Annotated in this window: 20 protein-coding genes; 9 read left to right on the top strand and 11 right to left on the bottom strand. The window is 59.2% G+C overall.

What is annotated here, in order from left to right:
- Positions 1-38: 38 nt before the first annotated feature.
- The 3 genes from QPL98_RS09115 to rho form a co-directional block, all read right to left on the bottom strand.
- The gene (locus tag QPL98_RS09115; protein WP_023008379.1) at positions 39-1,031 is read right to left on the bottom strand and encodes a CDP-6-deoxy-delta-3,4-glucoseen reductase; all 993 of its coding nucleotides are present in this window, start codon (positions 1,029-1,031) and stop codon (positions 39-41) included.
- A gap of 14 nt (positions 1,032-1,045) precedes the next feature.
- On the bottom strand, positions 1,046-2,533 hold the full coding sequence (gene ubiD / locus QPL98_RS09110) for a 4-hydroxy-3-polyprenylbenzoate decarboxylase (RefSeq protein ID WP_011784027.1): 1,488 nt from the start codon (positions 2,531-2,533) through the stop codon (positions 1,046-1,048).
- A 165-nt stretch (positions 2,534-2,698) separates the two neighbouring features.
- Positions 2,699-3,961 carry a transcription termination factor Rho gene (rho, locus tag QPL98_RS09105; protein ID WP_023011768.1) on the bottom strand — a complete coding sequence of 421 codons (1,263 nt, stop codon included), beginning with the start codon at positions 3,959-3,961 and terminating at the stop codon, positions 2,699-2,701.
- Positions 3,962-4,316: 355 nt separating this feature from the next.
- Between rho and moaB the strand changes: the two genes are divergently transcribed.
- Genes moaB through QPL98_RS09085 form a run of 4 tightly spaced genes read left to right on the top strand, consistent with a single transcriptional unit; the run spans position 4,317 to position 6,827 of the window.
- A complete protein-coding gene (gene moaB / locus QPL98_RS09100; RefSeq protein WP_011784025.1) occupies positions 4,317-4,889 on the top strand; it encodes a molybdenum cofactor biosynthesis protein B in 573 nt (190 codons plus the stop codon).
- Positions 4,890-4,901: 12 nt separating this feature from the next.
- Positions 4,902-6,116: a gephyrin-like molybdotransferase Glp gene (gene glp / locus QPL98_RS09095; protein ID WP_022992120.1), complete on the top strand. Its 1,215-nt coding sequence runs from the start codon at positions 4,902-4,904 to the stop codon at positions 6,114-6,116.
- A gap of 2 nt (positions 6,117-6,118) precedes the next feature.
- The gene (gene moaD / locus QPL98_RS09090; protein ID WP_303293121.1) at positions 6,119-6,379 is read left to right on the top strand and encodes a molybdopterin converting factor subunit 1; all 261 of its coding nucleotides are present in this window, start codon (positions 6,119-6,121) and stop codon (positions 6,377-6,379) included.
- Position 6,380: 1 nt separating this feature from the next.
- Entirely contained in the window at positions 6,381-6,827 is a 447-nt protein-coding gene (locus tag QPL98_RS09085) for a molybdenum cofactor biosynthesis protein MoaE (RefSeq protein ID WP_303293120.1), read from the top strand.
- Positions 6,828-6,998: 171 nt separating this feature from the next.
- Here the strand turns inward: QPL98_RS09085 and mobA are convergent, their stop codons facing one another.
- Both mobA and trxA read right to left on the bottom strand, forming a co-directional pair.
- Entirely contained in the window at positions 6,999-7,589 is a 591-nt protein-coding gene (mobA, locus tag QPL98_RS09080; protein WP_303293119.1) for a molybdenum cofactor guanylyltransferase MobA, read from the bottom strand.
- Positions 7,590-7,646: 57 nt separating this feature from the next.
- Entirely contained in the window at positions 7,647-7,973 is a 327-nt protein-coding gene (gene trxA / locus QPL98_RS09075; protein ID WP_014420340.1) for a thioredoxin TrxA, read from the bottom strand.
- Between the two features lie 318 nt (positions 7,974-8,291).
- Here trxA and ppx point away from each other — a divergent pair, with 318 nt between their 5' ends.
- A complete protein-coding gene (ppx, locus tag QPL98_RS09070; RefSeq protein ID WP_199453128.1) occupies positions 8,292-9,773 on the top strand; it encodes an exopolyphosphatase in 1,482 nt (493 codons plus the stop codon).
- A 12-nt stretch (positions 9,774-9,785) separates the two neighbouring features.
- Here ppx and QPL98_RS09065 read toward each other — a convergent pair whose 3' ends face one another.
- Positions 9,786-11,732, bottom strand: coding sequence for an ATP-binding cassette domain-containing protein (locus QPL98_RS09065; protein WP_199453048.1), 1,947 nt, complete (start codon positions 11,730-11,732; stop codon positions 9,786-9,788).
- Between the two features lie 42 nt (positions 11,733-11,774).
- On the opposite strand from QPL98_RS09065, the gene QPL98_RS09060 reads away from it, so the two are divergent.
- From QPL98_RS09060 to QPL98_RS09050, 3 genes are all read left to right on the top strand, one after another.
- Positions 11,775-12,317 (top strand): DUF2390 domain-containing protein, encoded by a 543-nt coding sequence (locus QPL98_RS09060; protein ID WP_011784017.1) that lies wholly within the window; start codon positions 11,775-11,777, stop codon positions 12,315-12,317.
- Positions 12,308-12,688, top strand: a complete 381-nt coding sequence (locus QPL98_RS09055) for a hypothetical protein (protein ID WP_023011771.1) — start codon at positions 12,308-12,310, stop codon at positions 12,686-12,688. Before QPL98_RS09060 ends, QPL98_RS09055 begins: the two co-directional genes overlap by 10 nt.
- A 136-nt stretch (positions 12,689-12,824) precedes the next feature.
- Entirely contained in the window at positions 12,825-13,556 is a 732-nt protein-coding gene (locus QPL98_RS09050) for an FKBP-type peptidyl-prolyl cis-trans isomerase (protein ID WP_022992112.1), read from the top strand.
- Positions 13,557-13,648: 92 nt separating this feature from the next.
- Here QPL98_RS09050 and QPL98_RS09045 read toward each other — a convergent pair whose 3' ends face one another.
- On the bottom strand, positions 13,649-14,128 hold the full coding sequence (locus QPL98_RS09045; protein WP_014420335.1) for an Rsd/AlgQ family anti-sigma factor: 480 nt from the start codon (positions 14,126-14,128) through the stop codon (positions 13,649-13,651).
- Between the two features lie 105 nt (positions 14,129-14,233).
- Positions 14,234-14,740, bottom strand: coding sequence for a disulfide bond formation protein B (locus QPL98_RS09040; protein ID WP_011784013.1), 507 nt, complete (start codon positions 14,738-14,740; stop codon positions 14,234-14,236).
- A 102-nt stretch (positions 14,741-14,842) separates the two neighbouring features.
- On the opposite strand from QPL98_RS09040, the gene QPL98_RS09035 reads away from it, so the two are divergent.
- Positions 14,843-15,298, top strand: coding sequence for a flagellar basal body-associated protein FliL (locus QPL98_RS09035; protein WP_011784012.1), 456 nt, complete (start codon positions 14,843-14,845; stop codon positions 15,296-15,298).
- Positions 15,299-15,328: 30 nt separating this feature from the next.
- Here the strand turns inward: QPL98_RS09035 and QPL98_RS09030 are convergent, their stop codons facing one another.
- The 3 genes from QPL98_RS09030 to QPL98_RS09020 form a co-directional block, all read right to left on the bottom strand.
- Positions 15,329-15,544 (bottom strand): ribosome modulation factor, encoded by a 216-nt coding sequence (locus QPL98_RS09030; RefSeq protein ID WP_222197665.1) that lies wholly within the window; start codon positions 15,542-15,544, stop codon positions 15,329-15,331.
- A gap of 111 nt (positions 15,545-15,655) precedes the next feature.
- Positions 15,656-17,212 carry a glutamate--cysteine ligase gene (gshA, locus tag QPL98_RS09025; RefSeq protein WP_303293118.1) on the bottom strand — a complete coding sequence of 519 codons (1,557 nt, stop codon included), beginning with the start codon at positions 17,210-17,212 and terminating at the stop codon, positions 15,656-15,658.
- Positions 17,213-17,277: 65 nt separating this feature from the next.
- Positions 17,278-19,602 (bottom strand): Tex family protein, encoded by a 2,325-nt coding sequence (locus QPL98_RS09020; RefSeq protein ID WP_303293117.1) that lies wholly within the window; start codon positions 19,600-19,602, stop codon positions 17,278-17,280.
- Positions 19,603-19,646 lie beyond the last annotated feature (44 nt).

Genomic DNA, 19,646 nt, shown 5'->3' with positions numbered 1-19,646 from the left:
AAATTGCCGGCCCTTGTTGATAGCGCCCACTGAAACTGTCAGCTGCGGGGAGCATACTCCAGAACATCCGAGAAAAAGGCCTGCTCCGGAAGGCCAGCCTCCACCAGCGCATCCATCAGGGTATACACCATGGTGGGCGAGCCACTGGCATGAACTTCCACGTCCTGCCAATCGAACCCTGAAGCCAGCACAGCCCTGACCAGTTGGTCGTGGTGACCGCCCCAGTCATTGTCTTCATCGTCTCCCACCACCGGCAAAAAGCTGAACGGCGCCCACTCCTCCTGCCACTGCTGCGCGAGAGAACGCAGGTACATGTCCTCGTGCTTGCGCACGCCCCAGAACAGTTTGACTGGCTTCTGGTAACGGGTTTCCCGCAGGTAATCCACCAGGCTTTTCATCTGAGCAAAACCGGTACCCGCCGCCACCAGCAGCAGGGGTTTGTCCGGCATACTGGCCAGGCAGGCCTTGCCATGGGGCAGTTCCACCGTCACATCCTGGCCGGAAGTCAGCACATCGATGACTTTCTGGGCCGAGATCCAGTCGGGCGAAGCCTGGATGTGCAGTTCGATCTGCTCTGCTGAGGGGCTGCTGGCAATCGAGAAATAGCAGGGGTCAGCTCCGGGCAGAATCACCGACAGATACTGCCCGGCATGGAAAGCCACATCCCTCCGCCGGGGAAGCTGCAAGGCCACCCGGTACACATCGTGACTGATGGAACGTACGTCGATTACCTTCGCCTGGTACTGGCGGGGCTGGTAATTTCCTGATGCCATAACGGCGGGTATCTCCAGTTCAAGGTCGGCGAGCGGCCGTGTCCGACACATCATCAGTGGCTCGCCAACCGCGATAGAATGTTGATTTCGGGTATTCAGCGCCCGACCTTTCAGCAACCGGGCCTCACAGATTTCGCACACGCCGTTTCGGCAGGCTGCCGGCACCCGTATTCCGGCTGCGGTCGCTGCAGACAACAGGTCTTCAGCCTGATCCGCACCATAACCAAGCCCCGATGGCTGCAGGCGTATCCGAAACACTCTCTGCCCCCTTGTCAGTCGGGGCGGGCACCGGGAATTTCAATCCCCAGGCTGTCCCAGATGTCATCCACCCGCTGTTTAACCTCATCGGTCATGGCGATGGCAGTGCCCCACTCCCGGTCGGTCTCTCCGGGCCACTTGTTGGTGGCGTCCATCCCCATCTTCGAGCCGAGCCCAGACACCGGCGAGGCAAAGTCCAGATAGTCAATCGGGGTGTTTTCCACCAGGGTGGTGTCCCGGGCCGGATCCATCCGCGTAGTAATGGCCCAGATCACGTCTTCCCAGTTACGGGCATTGACGTCGTCATCGGTGACAATCACAAACTTGGTGTACATGAATTGCCGCAGAAATGACCATACCCCCATCATCACCCGTTTGGCATGGCCGGGATACTGCTTCTTCATGGTGACGACGGCAAGCCGGTAGGAACAGCCTTCCGGCGGCAGATAGAAATCGACAATTTCCGGAAACTGCTTCTGCAGGATTGGAATGAACACCTCGTTCAGCGCCACTCCGAGAATCGCCGGCTCGTCCGGTGGCCGGCCAGTATAGGTGCTGTGATAGATCGGATCCCGGCGGTGGGTAATGCGTTCCACGGTAAACACCGGGAACTGATCCACTTCGTTGTAATACCCGGTGTGATCACCAAACGGCCCTTCCGGCGCCATATCGTCCGGGTAGATAAAGCCTTCCAGTACAATCTCGGCACTGGCCGGTACCTGAAGATCGCTCAGGCCCGCATTCACCAGTTCCGTTCGACTCCCTCGCAGCAATCCTGCAAAAGCATATTCAGACAGCGTATCCGGCACCGGGGTAACGGCACCCAGAATGGTGGCCGGATCAGCACCCAGTGCGACCGCAACCGGATAGGGCTTGTCCGGGTTGGCCTTACGGAACTCCTGGTAATCCAGGGCGCCCCCCCGATGGCTGAGCCAGCGCATAATCAGACGGTTACGACCAATCACCTGCTGCCGGTAGATACCCAGGTTCTGACGTTCCTTGTTGGGGCCACGGGTAATCACCAGCGGCCAGGTCACCAGAGGACCGGCGTCACCCGGCCAGCAGTGCTGGACCGGTATCTGGTACAGATCCACCTTGTCTTTTTCAATCACTACATCCTGGCAGGGTGCCGAGCGCAACACCTTGGGGCTCATGCGCATGACCTGCCGGAATAATGGCAGTTTTTCAATGGCGTCCTTGAAGCCCTTGGGGGGATCCGGCTCTTTCAGAAACGCCAGCAGCTTGCCAATCTCCCGCAACGCTGCCACATCGTCCTGCCCCATGCCCAGTGCCACCCGTTTCGGTGTTCCGAACAGGTTGGCCAACACCGGCATATCGTAGCCTTTCGGATTCTCGAACAACAACGCCGGACCACCGGCACGCAGGGTGCGGTCGCAGATTTCGGTCATTTCCAGGTGGGGGTCAACTTCGGCAGTAATGCGCTTGAGCTCACCCAGCTTTTCCAGCTGGCTGACAAAGTCCCGAAGGTCGTTGTATTTCATGGTGTGCTCCGTTTCTGGTCTACGGTACTACGGAGTTTTTTCTGGTCTGGATTCAGACCTGAGTTCAGGTATTGGCCTGAGCAGCTTGAATGCTGGGGAGGGAATCCGCCCCGACCAGCCGGACATTCCATAAGAATGCCCGCCGGTCGGAAATCGGAGTCAGTATCACCGACGCTTCATGGACTGGAAGAACTCGTCGTTGGTCTTGGTGTCCCTGAGTTTATCCAGCAGGAACTCGATGGCGGCGGTATCGTCGTCCATGGAGTGCAGTAGTTTGCGCAGAATCCACACACGCTGGATGTCGGCTTCGGACATCAACAGGTCTTCGCGGCGAGTGCCGGAGCTGCGGATGTTGATGGCCGGGTATGTCCGTTTTTCGGCAATCTTGCGATCCAGATGGATCTCCATGTTGCCGGTGCCCTTGAACTCCTCGTAGATCACCTCGTCCATCTTGGAACCGGTATTCACCAGCGCGGTCGCAAGAATGGTCAGGCTGCCACCTTCTTCCACATTACGGGCAGCACCGAAGAAACGCTTGGGCTTTTCCAGGGCGTGGGCATCAACACCACCGGTCAACACCTTACCGGAGGAAGGAATGACCGTATTGTAGGCACGGGCCAGACGGGTTATGGAGTCCAGCAGAATAACCACATCTTTCTTGTGCTCGACCAGGCGCTTGGCCTTTTCGATCACCATCTCGGCCACCTGCACGTGACGGGCCGGCGGCTCGTCAAAAGTGGAGGCGATGACTTCGCCGCGCACAGTGCGCTGCATCTCGGTCACTTCCTCTGGCCGCTCGTCAATCAGCAGAACCATTACATGGCACTCTGGATTGTTACGGGTGATGGACTGGGCAATGCTCTGCATCAGCAGCGTCTTACCGGCCTTGGGCGGGGATACGATCAGGCCTCGCTGCCCCTTACCAATGGGCGCCACCAGGTCCAGAACCCGTGAGGAGAGATCCTCAGTGCTGCCGTTACCAGCTTCAAGCGTCAGACGCTCATCCGGGAACAGCGGCGTCAGGTTCTCGAACAGAATCTTGTTGCGGGCGTTATCCGGCTTGTCAAAGTTGATCTCGTTGACTTTCAGCAGGGCAAAGTAACGCTCACCGTCTTTCGGGGGCCGGATCTTGCCCGAGATGGTGTCACCGGTGCGCAGGTTGAACCGGCGGATCTGGCTGGGGGAAACGTAAATATCGTCCGGCCCGGCCAGGTATGAGGCATCGGCGGAGCGGAGGAAGCCGAAACCATCCTGCAGAATCTCCAGTACACCGTCACCGTATATGTCTTCGCCGCTTTTGGCGTGTTTTTTCAGGATGGTGAAGATCACATCCTGTTTGCGCGAACGAGCCAGGTTGTCGAGGCCCATTTCTTGCGCGATATCGAGCAATTCGGGCACGGATTTCTGCTTGAGTTCAGTAAGATTCATAGTTTGTTGGATTTTCAGGAATGGAAGTAAACGACTGTTGGAATGACAGGGGCGCCCCTGAACGTGTTGATCGAATCAAAAATGAAACAAAGGTGCTGGCAGATGGAGCAACCGGTGTAGATGGAAGCCGGATATTAAATGCCGAAGCCAGAGAGTGGGAACAACTGTTCGCCGGGCAACGGCATCATCGGCCACCTTTAGCGCGAATGTCAAGCCCCTGAACAAAATTAAGCCGGTTTTTGGCATGGGGTTCACTCGTTCTGGGGCTCCCTCTGATGGGTTACTCCCTTCCCAACCACGCAGCAGATCAGGATACTGAGCCTATGATTGATGACAGACTTCCGGAGCCTACCCCATGAGCAGTGATCGCACCAGCGAACTGAAGCCCCTGAACATCGCCCTTCTGACCGTCTCGGACACCCGAGGCCCGGATGAAGACACGTCTGGCCAGTTTCTTGAGGACAGTGTTGTCGAGGCCGGTCACCGGCTGGTGGCCCGCCGCATCCTGCCGGATGACATCTACCTGGTCCGGGCCCTGATGTCACAATGGATTGCTGATCCGGAGATTCACGCCGCCATTATTACCGGCGGCACCGGCTTCCACGAACGTGACAGTACGCCGGAGGCGGTAGCGCCCCTGCTGGATAAAACCATCGACGGATTTGGTGAGGAGTTCCGGCGACTGTCCGCGTCTGAAATCGGCACCTCCACCATCCAGTCCCGGGCCTTTGGCGGCCTGGCCAACCATACGGTTATTTTCTGCCTGCCCGGCTCAACCGGGGCTTGCCGAACCGGCTGGAACGGCATTCTAGCAACCCAACTGGACAGTCGCCATGGCCCCTGTAACTTCTCTGCTCTGGCCCTGCGCAAGCCGGACCGCCCCTACCAGCGGGTTCAGGAAGTGATTGGCCAGCGTGCCGAGCGATAAACAGGAGGACACATGGTGGCTAACGATCTGACATCGGTTGACGATGCACTGCAACATATTCTTGACCGGGCGCCGGCCATCACCCGGACCGAAGCCGTTGCCTTAACGGACAGCCTCGGCCGGGTTCTGGCGGAGAACCAGTATGTTCCCGCGGATGTGCCGCCAGCGGATAACAGCGCCGTGGACGGCTATGCGGTATGTCTGGCCGATGTCGCCGCCGGCAAACCGATGTCCGTATCCGCCAGAATCCCGGCCGGCGTTGCCCCCGGAACACTGGCACCCGGCACAGCGGCACGGATTTTTACCGGCTCCGAGATTCCCGAAGGGGCCGATGCGGTCGTGATGCAGGAACGGGTGGAACGCACCGACGACATGATTCTGATCCAGGCCGAGGTTTCAGAGGGCCAGAACATTCGCAGGCAGGGCCAGGATCTTGCCCGGGGCGATCTGGCGCTGGCGAAGGGCAAGCGCATTCGCCCCCAGGAAATGGGCCTGCTGGCCTCCATGGGAATCAGCCAGGTTCCGGTCATGGGCCGGCTAAGAGTCGCGGTATTGACCACCGGTGATGAACTGGTGGAGCCGGGCCAGCCACTTGATTCTGGCCAGATATACAACACCAACCGATTTACCCTCATGGGCCTGTTGGCCGAGGCTGGCTGCGAGCTGGTTCTGTGCGAAACCCTTGAAGATACCCGGGAAGCCACCCGCAGCACGCTCGAGTCTGCTGCTGCCAAGGCCGACCTGATCATCACCAGCGGCGGCGTATCGGTCGGTGAGGAGGACCACGTTCGCGCGGTACTGGAGAAATCCGGCAAGCTGTCACTTTGGCGCATGGCAATCAAGCCCGGCAAACCACTGGCGTTTGGCGAAGTGGCAGGCATACCGGTACTCGGTTTGCCGGGCAATCCGGCAGCGGTCCTGGTCACTTTTCTGGTGGTGGCGATGCCTTACATTCGCAAACGCCAGGGCCGGCAGGACCTCCTTCCCGTGGGCGAATCTCTGCCCGCTGGGTTTGACGTAACCTCCACATCTGTCCGCCGCGAGTTTGTACGGGCCCGGAAGCAGGGTTCAGCAGCGGGTCTGGAGGTTGTCGCCTACCCCAACCAGAGCTCCGGCGTCCTGAGTTCCGCCTGTTGGGGCGACGGCCTGGCTGTAGTGCCGGAACATACGGCAATCCGCGCCGGCGATTTAATTACATACTATCCGTTCACCGAATTACTGAGTTAACGATGACAGAACTAACACTGACCGTGCGTTTTTTCGCGCGACTGCGAGAAGAGCTGGGTACCGAAAGCCTGACCCTGCCGGCCTCCGAGCACCACACGGTGGCGGACCTGCTTGCCGACCTGACCAGCCGGGGCGGCGCCTGGGCCCAGCTGACCGGTGGCCAACCGGTGATGGTGGCCATCAATCAGTCCATGGCAAAGCCGTCCAGCCCGGTACAGCCAGGGGATGAGGTAGCCTTTTTCCCACCGGTCACCGGAGGTTGAGATGATTTCAATCCAGACCGACGATTTCGATGCGGGTGCAGAATATGAGGCGCTTCGCGGGACCGGACCGGGCACCGGGGCCATTGTGACCTTCTCGGGTCTGGTGAGGGATTCCGGGGATCTGTCCGGGGTGACGGGGCTGTTTCTGGAGCATTATCCGGGGATGACCGAGCAGGTGATTCAGGGGCTGATTGATGAGGCGGGCCGGCGCTGGGATGTGCAGCGGGCCCGGGTGATTCACCGGATCGGACGCTTGGCGCTGGCCGACCAGATTGTATTTGTGGGGGTGTGCAGTGCCCACCGGGGCGATGCGTTTGCGGCCTGCGAGTTCATTATGGATGCTTTGAAGACGTCGGCGCCGTTCTGGAAGAAGGAGATTACCCGCGAGGGTGAGCATTGGGTGGAGCAGAAAGAGTCTGATGTTGCCCGGAGTCGGAACTGGGAGTGAGGCGCTTATTGGAGTTTGCCGCCCGGCCACTGGTCTGGTGGGGTCTCCGAAAACCGCTGTGAATACGTCCCTGTACGCTTGCTCTCCGCCATCCATGGCTCCGAGCATTTTCGGAGACCCCACCAGACCAGCGCCCTACGTATGCAGTCAGTTGATCCTGCAGCGATCGGCTTAGCGTTCCAAATCCCTAAAATTGTTGCGATTCTTGAACACTTCGTCAGTTTCAGGACAATCTACCGCCACCGCCCCCACCGATTCGGCAAATCCCATCACCCGGCGGTTGTCCGACGCCAGCCAGCGGTCAAGTTCCACCATTACATTTACCGGATACACACCGTGCAACGGGTGCAGGCGGCCGTTGTGTTCGGCAATAGCCGGGCGGTCGGGTTGGGTTTGCCAGGCGGTGACCAGCGCGCTGAGGGTTGCCGTGGTGATTCCCGGGGTATCACAGGGGCAGACCAGCACAGCTTCGGCGCCCTGGACTTCCGCGGCTTTCAGGCCCGTGAGCAGGCCGGCCAGAGGGCCCTGGTCGCGTAGTTCAGGAGGATCCTGAAGGATACGGCCGGGAGCCAGGCGTTCGTAGTCCGGCAGCGAGCGGTTGGCGCTGACGAAGACGGCCGGGGTGATGGTCCTAAGGGCCTTCAGCACCCATTCGGCCATGGCTTTGCCTTGCCAGGGTACGAGGCCTTTGTCCTGGCCGCCCATGCGGGTGCCTTTGCCGCCTGCCAGGAGCAGGCCGATGATTCTGTCGGGTCGGGTCATGGCATAAAAAAACCGCCCGTGAAGCGTTGTTCAGGGGCGGTTTCCTTCAACAGCGGATCAGAGGTTGCTGTCGAGGAAGGCAGCCAGCTGCGATTTGGACAGCGCGCCTACTTTGGTGGCATCCACGTTGCCGTTCTTGAACAGCATCAGGGTCGGGATACCACGGATGTTGAACTTGGGCGGGGTCTGTTCGTTTTCGTCGATGTTGAGTTTGCAGACCTTAAGCTTGCCTTCGTATTCGTCAGCGATTTCTTCCAGAACCGGAGCAATCATTTTGCACGGGCCACACCACTCGGCCCAGTAGTCTACCAGTACCGGAACGTCGGACTTCAGTACATCCTGCTCGAAGGAAGCGTCGGTGACATTAACGATATTTCCGCTCATTACCTTTTCCTGATTCAGGCGCTCCGGGGCTTGGATTCCGGCCCTTCGGGAGTCGCTGTTGACTGTAGTGGACGGTGTTCTCTTTACGGACCGGCCGCCCACCCGGATTAAGACAGACTATTACTTTACGCGATTGCCGGCCCTGATGTGAAGCCGGTTGTATCTACCCTCGGGTTGATCCGTGTCAGTAATGTCCGCAGCGAGTTACTGACACGGCCGGGAAGTTTCACTTATAGTACGGCCAAGTTCATATCACACAGGACGCCTATCAACGTGACGGCCGCATCCCCTGCCGAGAAGCCTGAAACCTCCCCGGACATGCTGGCAGCCATCGATATGGGCTCCAACAGTTTTCATATGGTCGTCGCCCGTCTGGTGCATGGCGAAATCCGCACAGTTGAGAAGATGGGCGAGAAAGTCCAGCTTGGCGCGGGGCTGGATCAGTATAATCGGCTGACCGAAGAAACCCAGCAGCGGGCCCTCGAATGTCTGAGCCGGTTTGCCCAGCGCCTTCAGGGCATGCCCCGGGAAGCAGTCCAGATCGTCGGCACCAATGCCCTCCGGGTCGCCCGCAATGCTCACGATTTCATTGCCCGTGCCGAGGAAGTGCTGGGCTATCCGGTAGAAATCATCGCCGGGCGTGAGGAAGCGCGGTTAATCTATCTCGGTGTCTCCCATACCCTGTCGGACGATTCCGGTCGGCGGCTGGTGATTGATATTGGCGGCGGCAGCACGGAATTCATCATCGGGCAGCGTTTCGAACCCCAGGAGCTGGAAAGCCTGCACATGGGGTGCGTGTCGTTCCGCAACCGCTACTTTCCCGATGGCAAGATTACCCGGCGCCAGATGGACAAGGCCATTACCCATGCCGAGCAGGAACTGTTGAATATCCGGCAGCACTATCGCTCGGTGGGCTGGCAGAGCGCGGTGGGCTCTTCCGGCTCGATCAAGGCGATTGCCAACGTGCTGGCAACCCTTAAGATTACCGACGGCTCCATTAACCGCGACGGCATGGAAGAGCTGCGCAAGCGCCTGGTGAGCATGGGCAAGGTGGAGAAACTGGCCGAACTGGGGGTAAGGGAAGATCGCCAGAGCATTTTCCCGGCCGGCTTTGCCATTCTGATGGCGGCGTTCCGTTCACTCGACATCCAGACCATGACCTTTGCCGACGGCGCCCTGCGTGAAGGCCTGCTGTACGACATTGTCGGACGCATCCAGCACGAGGACGTTCGTGAACGTACGATTGCGGCGCTGCAGGAGCGTTACCACGTAGACCAGGCTCACGGCGCAGCGGTCGAGAAAACCGCGATTGCCGCCTGGGAACAGGTGGCGGGGCAATGGGGCCTGCGCACCGCCGCCGATGAAGACGTGCTGCGCTGGGCCTGCCGGCTGCACGAGATCGGCCTGACCATTTCCCACAGCCAGTACCACAAGCACGGCGCCTACCTGTTGCGTTATTCCGATTTACCCGGCTTCAGTCAGCCGTTCCAGAAGGATCTGGCCACTCTGGTCCGGGGCCATCGCCGGAAGTTCTCGTCGGCGGTTTTCGAGGGTATCGAGCCCGAGGACAAACCCCGCCTGACCTACCTTTGCGTGCTGGTGCGACTGGCGGTGCTGATCCAACACCCACGCAACCTGGAAGCCCCCCCCGCCTTCACCCTTCACGGCCACGATAACCGCCTGGTAGTCGAGTTCCCCGAGGGCTGGCTGGACAACCGCCCGCTGACCCTCGCAGACCTGGAGAACGAACGGGACTATCTGGCACGCCAGGACTTTACCCTGGAGATCTCGGGCCGGTAACACTGGCCGGCCTCAGCCAGCCAGTTCCGCCTCCAGGCTCTCCACAGTTTCGCTCACCTCCAGCCACTCGGCTTCAATGCCTTCCAGCTCGCGCTTGAGCTCTGCCTGCTCCGCCAGCAGTCCCTTGAGCCGAACCTTTTGCTGGTCATCGTAAAGACCTGGGTCGGCAAGATTCTGCTCCACGGTGGCCAGCTGTTGCTGCAACTGTTCCATACGGGCCTCAAGCGTTCCCTGTTTTTTCCGCCACGGGCTGAGTTTCTGTCGCAGTTCAGCTTCCTGGCGCTTGCGGGCCTTGCGTTCGTCCGCCGTCAGGGTCGCGGGTCCGGCGGTATTAACCGACTTTTCCTGCCCCCCGACCACTTCACGCCGGGGTGGCGATTCCTCATCTTTCCGACGTTCCGCCAGCCAGCGTTCGTAATCCTCCAGGTCGCCCTCGTACTCGCCAACAGCGCCGTCGCATACCAACCAGAATTCATCCACCGTGTTGCGCAGCAAGTGGCGGTCGTGGGATACCACCACGATGGCGCCATCGAAGTTCTGGAGCGCCATGGTCAGGGCCTGTCGCATTTCCAGGTCCAGATGGTTCGTGGGCTCATCCAGCAGCAGCAGATTGGGTTTCTGCCAGGCGATAACGGCAAGCGCAACCCGGGCCTTCTCACCGCCCGAAAACGAGCGAATGGGCGCAAGTGCTTCGTCGCCGTGAAAATCGAAGCCGCCCAGGAAGTCCCGGACTTTCTGCTCCGATGCGGTTGGCGCCAGACGCTGCAGATGCAGGAACGGGCTGGCGTCGAGATCCAGGGACTCCAGCTGATGCTGGGCGAAATAGCCGATGGCCAGATGTTCGCCACAGGTGCGCTCACCACTGAGCAGGGTTCCGGTGCCGCGAAGGGCATCCATAAAGGTGGACTTACCGGCCCCGTTCGGCCCCAGCAAACCAACCCGGGTGCCGGGCAACAGGGTGACATTGATGTTCTTCAGAATGGGCACATCCCCATGGCCCGCGACCCCGTGGCGAATGGACAGCAATGGATTGGAGACCTTGTCCGCGACCGGGAACTCGAAACTGAAGGGTGAGTCCACGTGCGCCGGCGCAATCTTTTCCATCCGTTCCAGTGCCTTGACGCGGCTCTGGGCCTGCCGGGCTTTGGTGGCTTTGGCCTTGAAGCGATCAATAAAGCGCTGGATTTCGGCAATTCTGGCTTGCTGGCGTTCGAAACTGGCCTGCTGCTGGGCCAGTCGCTCGGCGCGCTGACGCTCGAAGGCTGAGTAATTTCCCGTATACAGCACCAATTGCTTCTGATCGAAATGCACCAGATGAGTAGCCACCCGGTCCATGAAGTCCCGGTCGTGAGAAATAAACAGCAAGGTACCCGGATACTTTCTGAGCCAGTTCTCCAGCCACAGACAAGCATCCAGGTCCAGGTGGTTGGTGGGCTCATCCAGCAACAGCAGATCGGATGGACGCATCAGTGCCTGGGCCAGGTTCAGTCGAATACGCCAGCCACCGGAAAATGCGGAAACCGGGCGCCCGGCATCGCTGTCGGCGAAGCCCAGGCCCCTGAGCAGTGTCTCTGCCCGGCGCGGTGCGGACCAGGCTTCGTGAATATCCAGCTCCCCGTGCAGACGGGCAATGGCATGGTCATCACCACCCGCTTCCGCCTCGGCCAGCGCCCGCTCCATTCGCCGCAACTCGGTGTCGCCATCCAGCACAAAATCCCGGGCGGATCTGGACGAAGCCGCGACTTCCTGAGCCATATGGGCAATCCGGCAGCCACCGGGCAACGCCACGCTGCCTTGCTCGGGTGCAAGCTGCCCCAGCAAGAGCTGGAAAAGACTGGATTTGCCGGCACCATTGGCACCAACAATGGCAACGCGCTGCCCCGGTTGCACGGTCAGGTTCACGTTTTCTAGCAACCAGACGCCGCCCCGTTGTAAACTGAGATCGGTTATCGTTAACATAGATTTAATCTATCCATGGATTACTGCCAGGGAAGCGCCAACATGACCGTTCAACAAGCGGAGCCGCTGGAACTTCCAGAACACATGGAACCAGACAATCCGTTATGGCGTTATGCCCTAGCCCAATGGCAGGATCCACAGGTGGCTGAGGCCTGTCTTGAGCTGCAATCCGAGGGATGGAGCGTAAGTCGCATCCTCTGTGCCGGCTGGCTCGCCACGCAGGGTCAGTCGTTCTCTGGCGTTGAGGACGCTAAGGTAACAGAGTGGCGAAGCCGTGTAACCGGTTGCCTTCGCTCCGCCCGCAAGTCTGTTCCCCGAGCCAATGATCATGGCGTGGAGCTGCGGGACACTCTGGCCAAGGCAGAGCTGCTGGCCGAACAGCTGGAGCTGGCTCTGATCTGGCAAACGTTGAAAGAATCCGAAGCGGAGCGCGGAAACATGCAGAAATCAGGCACCATCATCGAGCAGAATCTTGTCGCTGCCGCGCCGTCCGACAACATTCCCACGCGGGTAAAATCTCATCTTGAACTTCTGGCCAGCCGGCTTGCAGGCCAGACCACCAGAGGCGGCCCATCATGTTCATGAAATGGCTGATCCGGCTTTCGTTTCCAGCGCTCGGCCTTCTGCTGCTGCTGATTTTCTTCGGCCTCGGCGATCCCGACCAGGTCTCGGAACCGGTGAAAACCGAGCAGGCGACGACGATTCCCTCCTTTGAGGGGTTGCTGCCATCGCCGATTCCCACCGAAGGCCCGGATATCGTTTTCAAGTGGCAGGACACCGATGGCAACTGGCACTATGCCGATCAGCCCCCGGCCCAGGGCCCCTGGAATGCCTTGGCCATTGAGCGCCCAGACCCCGTGCCCCGGAAGCCGCAGACCATCAGCCCGGAAGATGACTGGCAGTCCCCCTACCAGGCCCCCTATTCGCTCAATGGCTCACCCGCCAGCGGTTCCTGACGCGGGTTGCGCATTGCCGCGAAATGAGTCTCTGATTAACACATGTTCAGTGGCATCCCGCTGCTGAACCCGTTACCTTGTTCACTTTCAGAATCCAGGGTCAGAGAGCCCAGAAACACGTGAAAAGGATGAAATGATGAAGAAAACGCTTTTGGCTATCGCCGTTACCGGCCTGATTGCCGGTTGCTCAACAGCTCAGGAGCCGGCAAACGACCCGGCCCTTGAAACCACCCCTGAGAAAGTCAGCTATGGCATGGGATTGGTGCTGGGTGAGCGCATGAGCAATGACTTGCCGGATCTCCAGATGGACCAGTTCCTTCAGGGCATCCAGCATGGCCATGCCGGTGACGAAGACAGCAAGCGACTGACCCGCGAGCAGATCCAGGAAGCGCTGATGGCCTACCAGCAGGAGCTCCAGCAAAAGCAGGAGCAGCAACTGGAAGAACTCGCGCAGAAGAACAAGGATGCCGGCGAGGCTTTCCTGGCAGAAAACGCCGAACGTGAAGGCGTTGAGACCACAGAATCCGGTCTCCAGTACGAAGTGATTGAAGAAGGTAACGGTGAGCGCCCAACCGCCGAAGATCAGGTGGAAGTCCACTACACCGGCGAACTGATCAACGGTGAGGTATTCGACAGCTCCCGTGAGCGCGGGCAAACCGTGACCTTTGGCCTGAACCAGGTGATTCCTGGCTGGACAGAAGGCCTGCAGCTGATGAGCGAAGGTGCTCGTTACAAGCTTTATATCCCGTCTGACCTGGCCTACGGCCCGGGCGGCAACCAGGCTATTGGCCCCAACGAGACCCTGGTATTTGATGTCGAGCTGATCGCCGTGAATCCGGGGCAGGACGACGCTGGTTCAGACGAATAAGCTCTGGCCAGCACTCCGGCAGGCAATAAAAACCGGCGCCATTTCTGTAGCCGGTTTTTTATTGCGGGTAATGCGGTTCCGGGTAGAGGCAATCAGGCCGAAGCCACCTTGCCCGCATGGGCGTTATGCAGATTCTCAATCAGGAAATCTTCCATCTCAAAGCGCGACTCCAGCACTTCTCCAAGCCGTGACAGCTCGTTGAACAATTCCCTGACGTCGACCTCGGACAGCTCCCGGCCATCCAGACGATCATTGAAGTTCAATGCCACTTCCGTGGTTTGCTCGATCCGGGGATAGAGCTTTGCTGCCAGTTCGAGGCCGCCGTCGTTGAACTCACGGGCCTCCTGAATCAGCTGTTCGTAGACTTCAAAGTGACCGGCCGAAACATAATCCACCAGCACTTCGCACAGGCGGACAAATTTTTCGCGGAGGGCATCAGTCTGGGAAAAATCGCTTTCTCCAGACAACTCGCAATACTGAACCAGAAGCTCCTGGCGCTCTTTCAGCCAGCGATCAATCAGCTCGCTGACACCACCCCAACGTTCCCTGGCATTCCGGCAATTCTCCAACATGACGCCTGTCTCCCCTCGGTCAATCCGCCCGTTCTCTGGATCTAGTCTTGATAATTATTATGTGGCATTCAAGTTACCCCATGGTCATGGTCAGCCGCAACTGTTTCAGCTCTGCAACCAGTCCCGGGGAGAATAGCGTCGCAGCATCACAAACAGCCCCAGCACAATCAACAGGCTGAAAAAGACCGCGGTCCATCCGGGGATACTCAGACCGAGAAAACGCCAGACCACTTCGGCGCAATCACCAGTGCCTTTCAATGCGGTTTGCAGCACTTCAAACCAGGGTAGTACCTCGAGCATGTAATCAACCGAAGGGCCACAGGCAGGCACCTGGTCCGCCGGCAGACTCTGTAACCATAGCTGACGCCCCGCCACCGCCAGACCAGCGCCAGCGGCAACAATCAGTAACAGCCCGTAGACCCGGTTGCCGAACCCGCGGGGTCCGTGCAGAAACGCCAACAGACTGACCAGCCCCGCACCCATAAATCCGAAACGCTGCAACCAGCACAACGGGCAGGGCTCCAGACCCATCACGTGCTCCATGTAAAAGGCCACCGCCAGCAACCCGGCGCACACCAGAAATACCAACCCGAATATCCATCTGCTTGTCAAAACGCTACCCCGGAATCATGATGTGGACTGCACAAGCTTCCATGGCCTGATATTCTCAGAGAAAAACCAGCGTGCCATGAAACACTGAACCAATCCTAACCCATGACTAACGCCAAGCCTATGACCATTCTCAGAAAACTGACGCCGGCCCTGTTACTGACCCTGTGCGCACTGATGCCTTCCCTGCCCACCATGGCCGAGGAAGCTGATGAAGAAACCGAAGTGAAGGGGGTAACCGACTATATCGCCATGGAACCGGCATTCGTCACCCATGTCGGCAAACCGGATGCGAAAGTGGCCTATCTCAAAGCCTCCGTAACCATCCGGGCCTCCCGCGAAACCACCCGGCCGGCGGTAGAAGCGCACATGCCCAGGTTACGGCACGAACTGGTGATGCTGTTTGGTGAGCAGACGGATCTTGACCAATTGTCTTCCATGGACGGCCAGCAGGCGCTGCGGGAAGAAGCAACCAAACGGATAAACGGAGTGCTGGAGGAGCAGCAAACCGGTGAGACCATTACCGGAGTGCTGTTTACCGAGTTTGTGGTTCAGCGCTAGTTGCGGCATCCACCGGGCGGTGGCACCGGATCAGGCGATGCGTGAGAACAGATCGTCATCCTGTTGCGGGCGCTGTTTCCGGACCTGACCGGCATCGTCCCAACCGGCTTCCCAGGCGGCAATAATGACCTCACCGCGGTAAGGGCAGCGGGTTTTGTCCATGCCCATCTCGCCAGCCATGTATCCCTGCCGGTAGGCCTTGTTCAATGCTTCTACATCCCAGCCGAGCTTGATATCCGTTGCCATGGGCCACCTCCTTACCTGATGTAATAGAAAGTAACAGCAGGTAACAGATCCAGCAAACCGGACAACCGGTTCTGTGCGTCACGTCCCTTTCCGGACGTGACGCAAGCGGCGTCAGGATTTCAGGTAGGCTTCCAGAAACTCCGGAAATGACTGGCTGTCCGCAGCTTCCTGCTCTTTCTGCTCGACCAGGGACTGCGCACTCATGGCACGGAAGTCCGCCAACACCTCGGGTGCCAGTGGCTCCGACTTCAGAGTTTGCTGGTGTTCACGGGATATCGCCTGTACCCAGTCGCGGTGGCCCAGGCCTGACTGCCCCATGGCCTCAAGCACTCGAGCAGAAGGCACCGCCCAATCATTGCCCTCCAGCTTCGACCGTTGAGCCGTCAGAGCCGACCTGTAAGTATCGCTATCATTCCAGCCATCCAGCAGCTCTGCCAGGGGCTGCAAGCGCTCCAGCCATTCAACGGCGGCCTCGCCCACAGGCACTCGCTGCCCTCCCCGGCACAGACTGAGTGAATGCAAGCGACCGCTGGCGACCACGTCCTTGTAGTTGTCATCAAGCCGTTCGCACTCATCGTCTTCAATACGGGGAGAATCGGTAAGCAGGCAATCCAGCAGGAACAGATCGAGGAAGTCGATCTGCTCGCGGTTCACGCCCACCGGCGAGAATGGATCCAGGTCCAGACAACGCACCTCAATGTATTCCACACCCCGGGCATCCAGAGCCTGGATCGGTTTTTCTCCCCTCTCGGTGGTACGCTTGGGACGTACCGCGCTGTAGTACTCGTTTTCAATCTGAAGCACATTGGTATTGATCTGGACAAACTCGCCATTGCGCCGGGTGCCAATGGCTTCATACGCTGGCCAGTTGGTGTGGATGGCGCGATCCAGTGTCCGGGTATAAGTGCTCAGCTCATTGAAGCAGATATTCAGCGAGGCCTGGGCATTGTTGTGGTAACCCAGATCCCCCATGCGCAAAGACGTGGCGTGCTGGCCGAACCAGGTGCGATCATCGAACCGGGCCAGGTCGTGCCGGACGCCGGCCACGAAACTGGCATCCAGTGCCGGCGAGGCGCCAAACAGCAGCATCAGCAACCAGCTGCGGCGGCGGAAATTCCGGATCAGCCAGAAGTACTGGTCTGATTTGAAATCCCTGAGGCTATCCTTGTTGCCCACCAGTTCCTGCCATTTGCGCCAGAAACTGTCCGGCAGGGAAAGATTGTAATGGGCGCCTGCAATACTCTGCATGATCCGGCCATAACGCACCGCCAGCCCCTGGCGATACACATGCTTGAGCCGGCCAGTGTTGGAGCTGCCGTACTCGGCAATGGGAATGCTGGCATCGCCATCAATCTCACAGGGCATGCTCGCGGCCCAGAACACTTCGTTATCCAGGTTCAGCTGGACGAACCGATGTATATCCCGCAACGAGGCCAGCATGGCTTCAGTATTGTCGAAGACCGGCGTAATCAGTTCCAGCAGGGCTTCCGAATAGTCGGTGGTGATACGCGGGTGAGTCAGCGCGGAGCCCAGGGCTTCCGGATGTGGCGTCTGGGCAATGAAGCCATTGGCATCGACGCGCAGGCCTTCCTTTTCGACCCCTTTGAGGAAACCGTCCCAGTCACTGGCGGCAAACTGTTGGAACAGGGAGTGGCGGGATTGTGCCATGTTGAGCTCCTGTTGCAGCCGTTACGCCCTTGTGAGACGTAACGGCTGTGAATCAGTGGAAGGGGTTAACGGCCGTTCTTACGGGCAGAGGCCATAGCCTGGGCCAGAGCGCCAGCCATGGCACCTTGAGGTGCGCCCTGGCCGGCCTGAGGTTTGCGCCCTGCACTGCGGCCAGAGTTCCGGTCTGCGCCCCGGGCTGGCTTGTTGTCCGCCCCCGGCTGGTCATCCATACGCATGGACAGGCCAATCCGCTTACGGGGAATGTCCACTTCCATCACTTTGACCTTGACGATGTCACCGGCCTTGACCACTTCTCTCGGATCTTTCACGAAAGTATGGGACAAGGCCGAGATGTGCACCAGGCCATCCTGGTGAACACCGATATCCACAAAGGCACCGAAGTTGGTGACGTTGGTTACCGAGCCCTCCAGCACCATACCGGGTTTGAGGTCGTTGAGGGTTTCCACCCCTTCCTCGAAATGGGCAAAGCGGAATTCCGGTCGCGGGTCCCGGCCCGGTTTTTCCAGCTCGGAGATAATGTCCTTGATGGTCGGCAGGCCGAACTGCTCGGTTACGTAGTCCTGTGGGTTAAGACTGCGCAGGAACGCGGAATCGCCAAGGATATCCTCCACCCTCTTGCCATTTCGCTCAGCAATGGCCTCAACCACACCGTAGGCTTCCGGATGCACGGATGACCGGTCCAGAGGGTTTTCGCCCCCGGCGATACGCAGGAAGCCCGCAGCCTGTTCAAAGGTGCGATCACCCAATCGAGACACCTTCAGCAGCTGTTTGCGACTGGTGAACTTGCCGTTCTGGTTCCGGAAATCCACGATGTTCTGGGCAATGCTCGGATTCAGGCCAGACACCCGGGTGAGCAGCGGTACCGACGCGGTATTCAGATCCACGCCCACGCCGTTTACACAGTCCTCAACGACCGCATCCAGGCTACGGGACAGCTGTACCTGGGACACATCGTGCTGGTACTGCCCCACGCCGATAGACTTGGGCTCGATTTTCACCAGCTCGGCCAGCGGATCCTGCAAACGGCGGGCAATGGACACCGCACCACGAATGGTGACATCCAGATCCGGCAGTTCCCGGGAGGCAAATTCCGAGGCGGAATAGATTGATGCCCCGGACTCATTCACCACAATGCGGGCCAGCTTCAGTTCGGGGTAACGTTTGCAGAGGTCGCCCACCAGTTTCTCGGTTTCCCGGGAGGCGGTACCGTTGCCGATAGCCACCAGTTCAATTTTGTACTTCTGACACCAGGCTGCCATCTGGGCAATGGACTGATCCCATTTGTTCTGGGGCGCATGGGGAAAAATGGCGCCGTGATCCACTACCTGGCCGGTGCCGTCGATTACCGCCACCTTGACCCCGGTACGCAGGCCGGGATCAAGCCCCAGCGTTGGCCGCGGACCTGCCGGAGCGAGCAGGAGCAGATCTTTCAGGTTGGCAGCAAAAACGTTGATGGCTTCGGTTTCAGCCGCTTCACGCACCTGGGCCATCAGATCGGTTTCAATCTGTGTCGACAACTTCACGCGCCAGGTCCAGCGCACCACATCCGACAACCATTTGTCGGCGGCCCGGCCGTTATCCCGGATGCGCCAGTGGGCGGCAATTCGCTGCTCGGCGGGATGGGGCTGACGGCGATCCTCCTCAGCATCGCCCATAACAATCGAATAGGCCAGAATGCCCTCATTGCGGCCCCGAAGAATGGCCAGCGCCCGGTGCGACGGAATCTTTCTCAGCGGTTCAACGTGGTCGAAGTAATCCCGGAACTTGGCGCCTTCGTTTTCCTTGCCTTCCACCACAGTGACTTTCAGCTGGCCTTCCTGCCAGACGAAATCGCGCAGGGCGCCAAGCAGCTCGGCATCTTCGGCAAAACGCTCCATCAGAATGTAGCGGGCACCGTCCAGAGCGGCTTTGACATCCTCAACGCCGGCTTCCGGATTGAGGTAACCGGCAGCGACGGTTTCCGGATCCTGGGTGGGATCGTCGTAGAGGGTATCGGCCAGCGGCTCCAAGCCTGCTTCCCGGGCAATCTGCGCCTTGGTGCGGCGCTTGGGTTTGTAGGGCAGGTAAAGGTCTTCCAGGCGGTTCTTGGTGTCGGCAGCTTCGATGGAGGCCCGCAGCTCGTCGGTCAGCTTGCCCTGTTCCTCAATGCTGTTGAGGATGGTGCCCCGGCGGTCTTCCAGCTCACGCAGATAGCGCAACCGCTCTTCCAGAGTCCGCAGCTGGCTGTCGTCCAGGGAACCCGTTACTTCTTTTCGGTAGCGTGCAATAAAGGGAACGGTAGCGCCTTCATCAAGAAGGGTAACGGTGGCATTAACCTGCTGTTCACGTACGCCGAGCTCTTCGGCAATGCGCCGGGAAATACTGTTCATGCTGCCTCGATCTGGTATCGCATTCGGAATTAATGCGCAAAGGT

The sequence above is a fragment of the Marinobacter sp. ST-43 genome, assembly GCF_030541085.1.
Taxonomy (GTDB): domain Bacteria; phylum Pseudomonadota; class Gammaproteobacteria; order Pseudomonadales; family Oleiphilaceae; genus Marinobacter; species Marinobacter nauticus.
The sequence above is the reverse complement of the archived record's forward strand: the minus strand, read 5'-3'. Positions and strand labels throughout refer to the sequence as shown.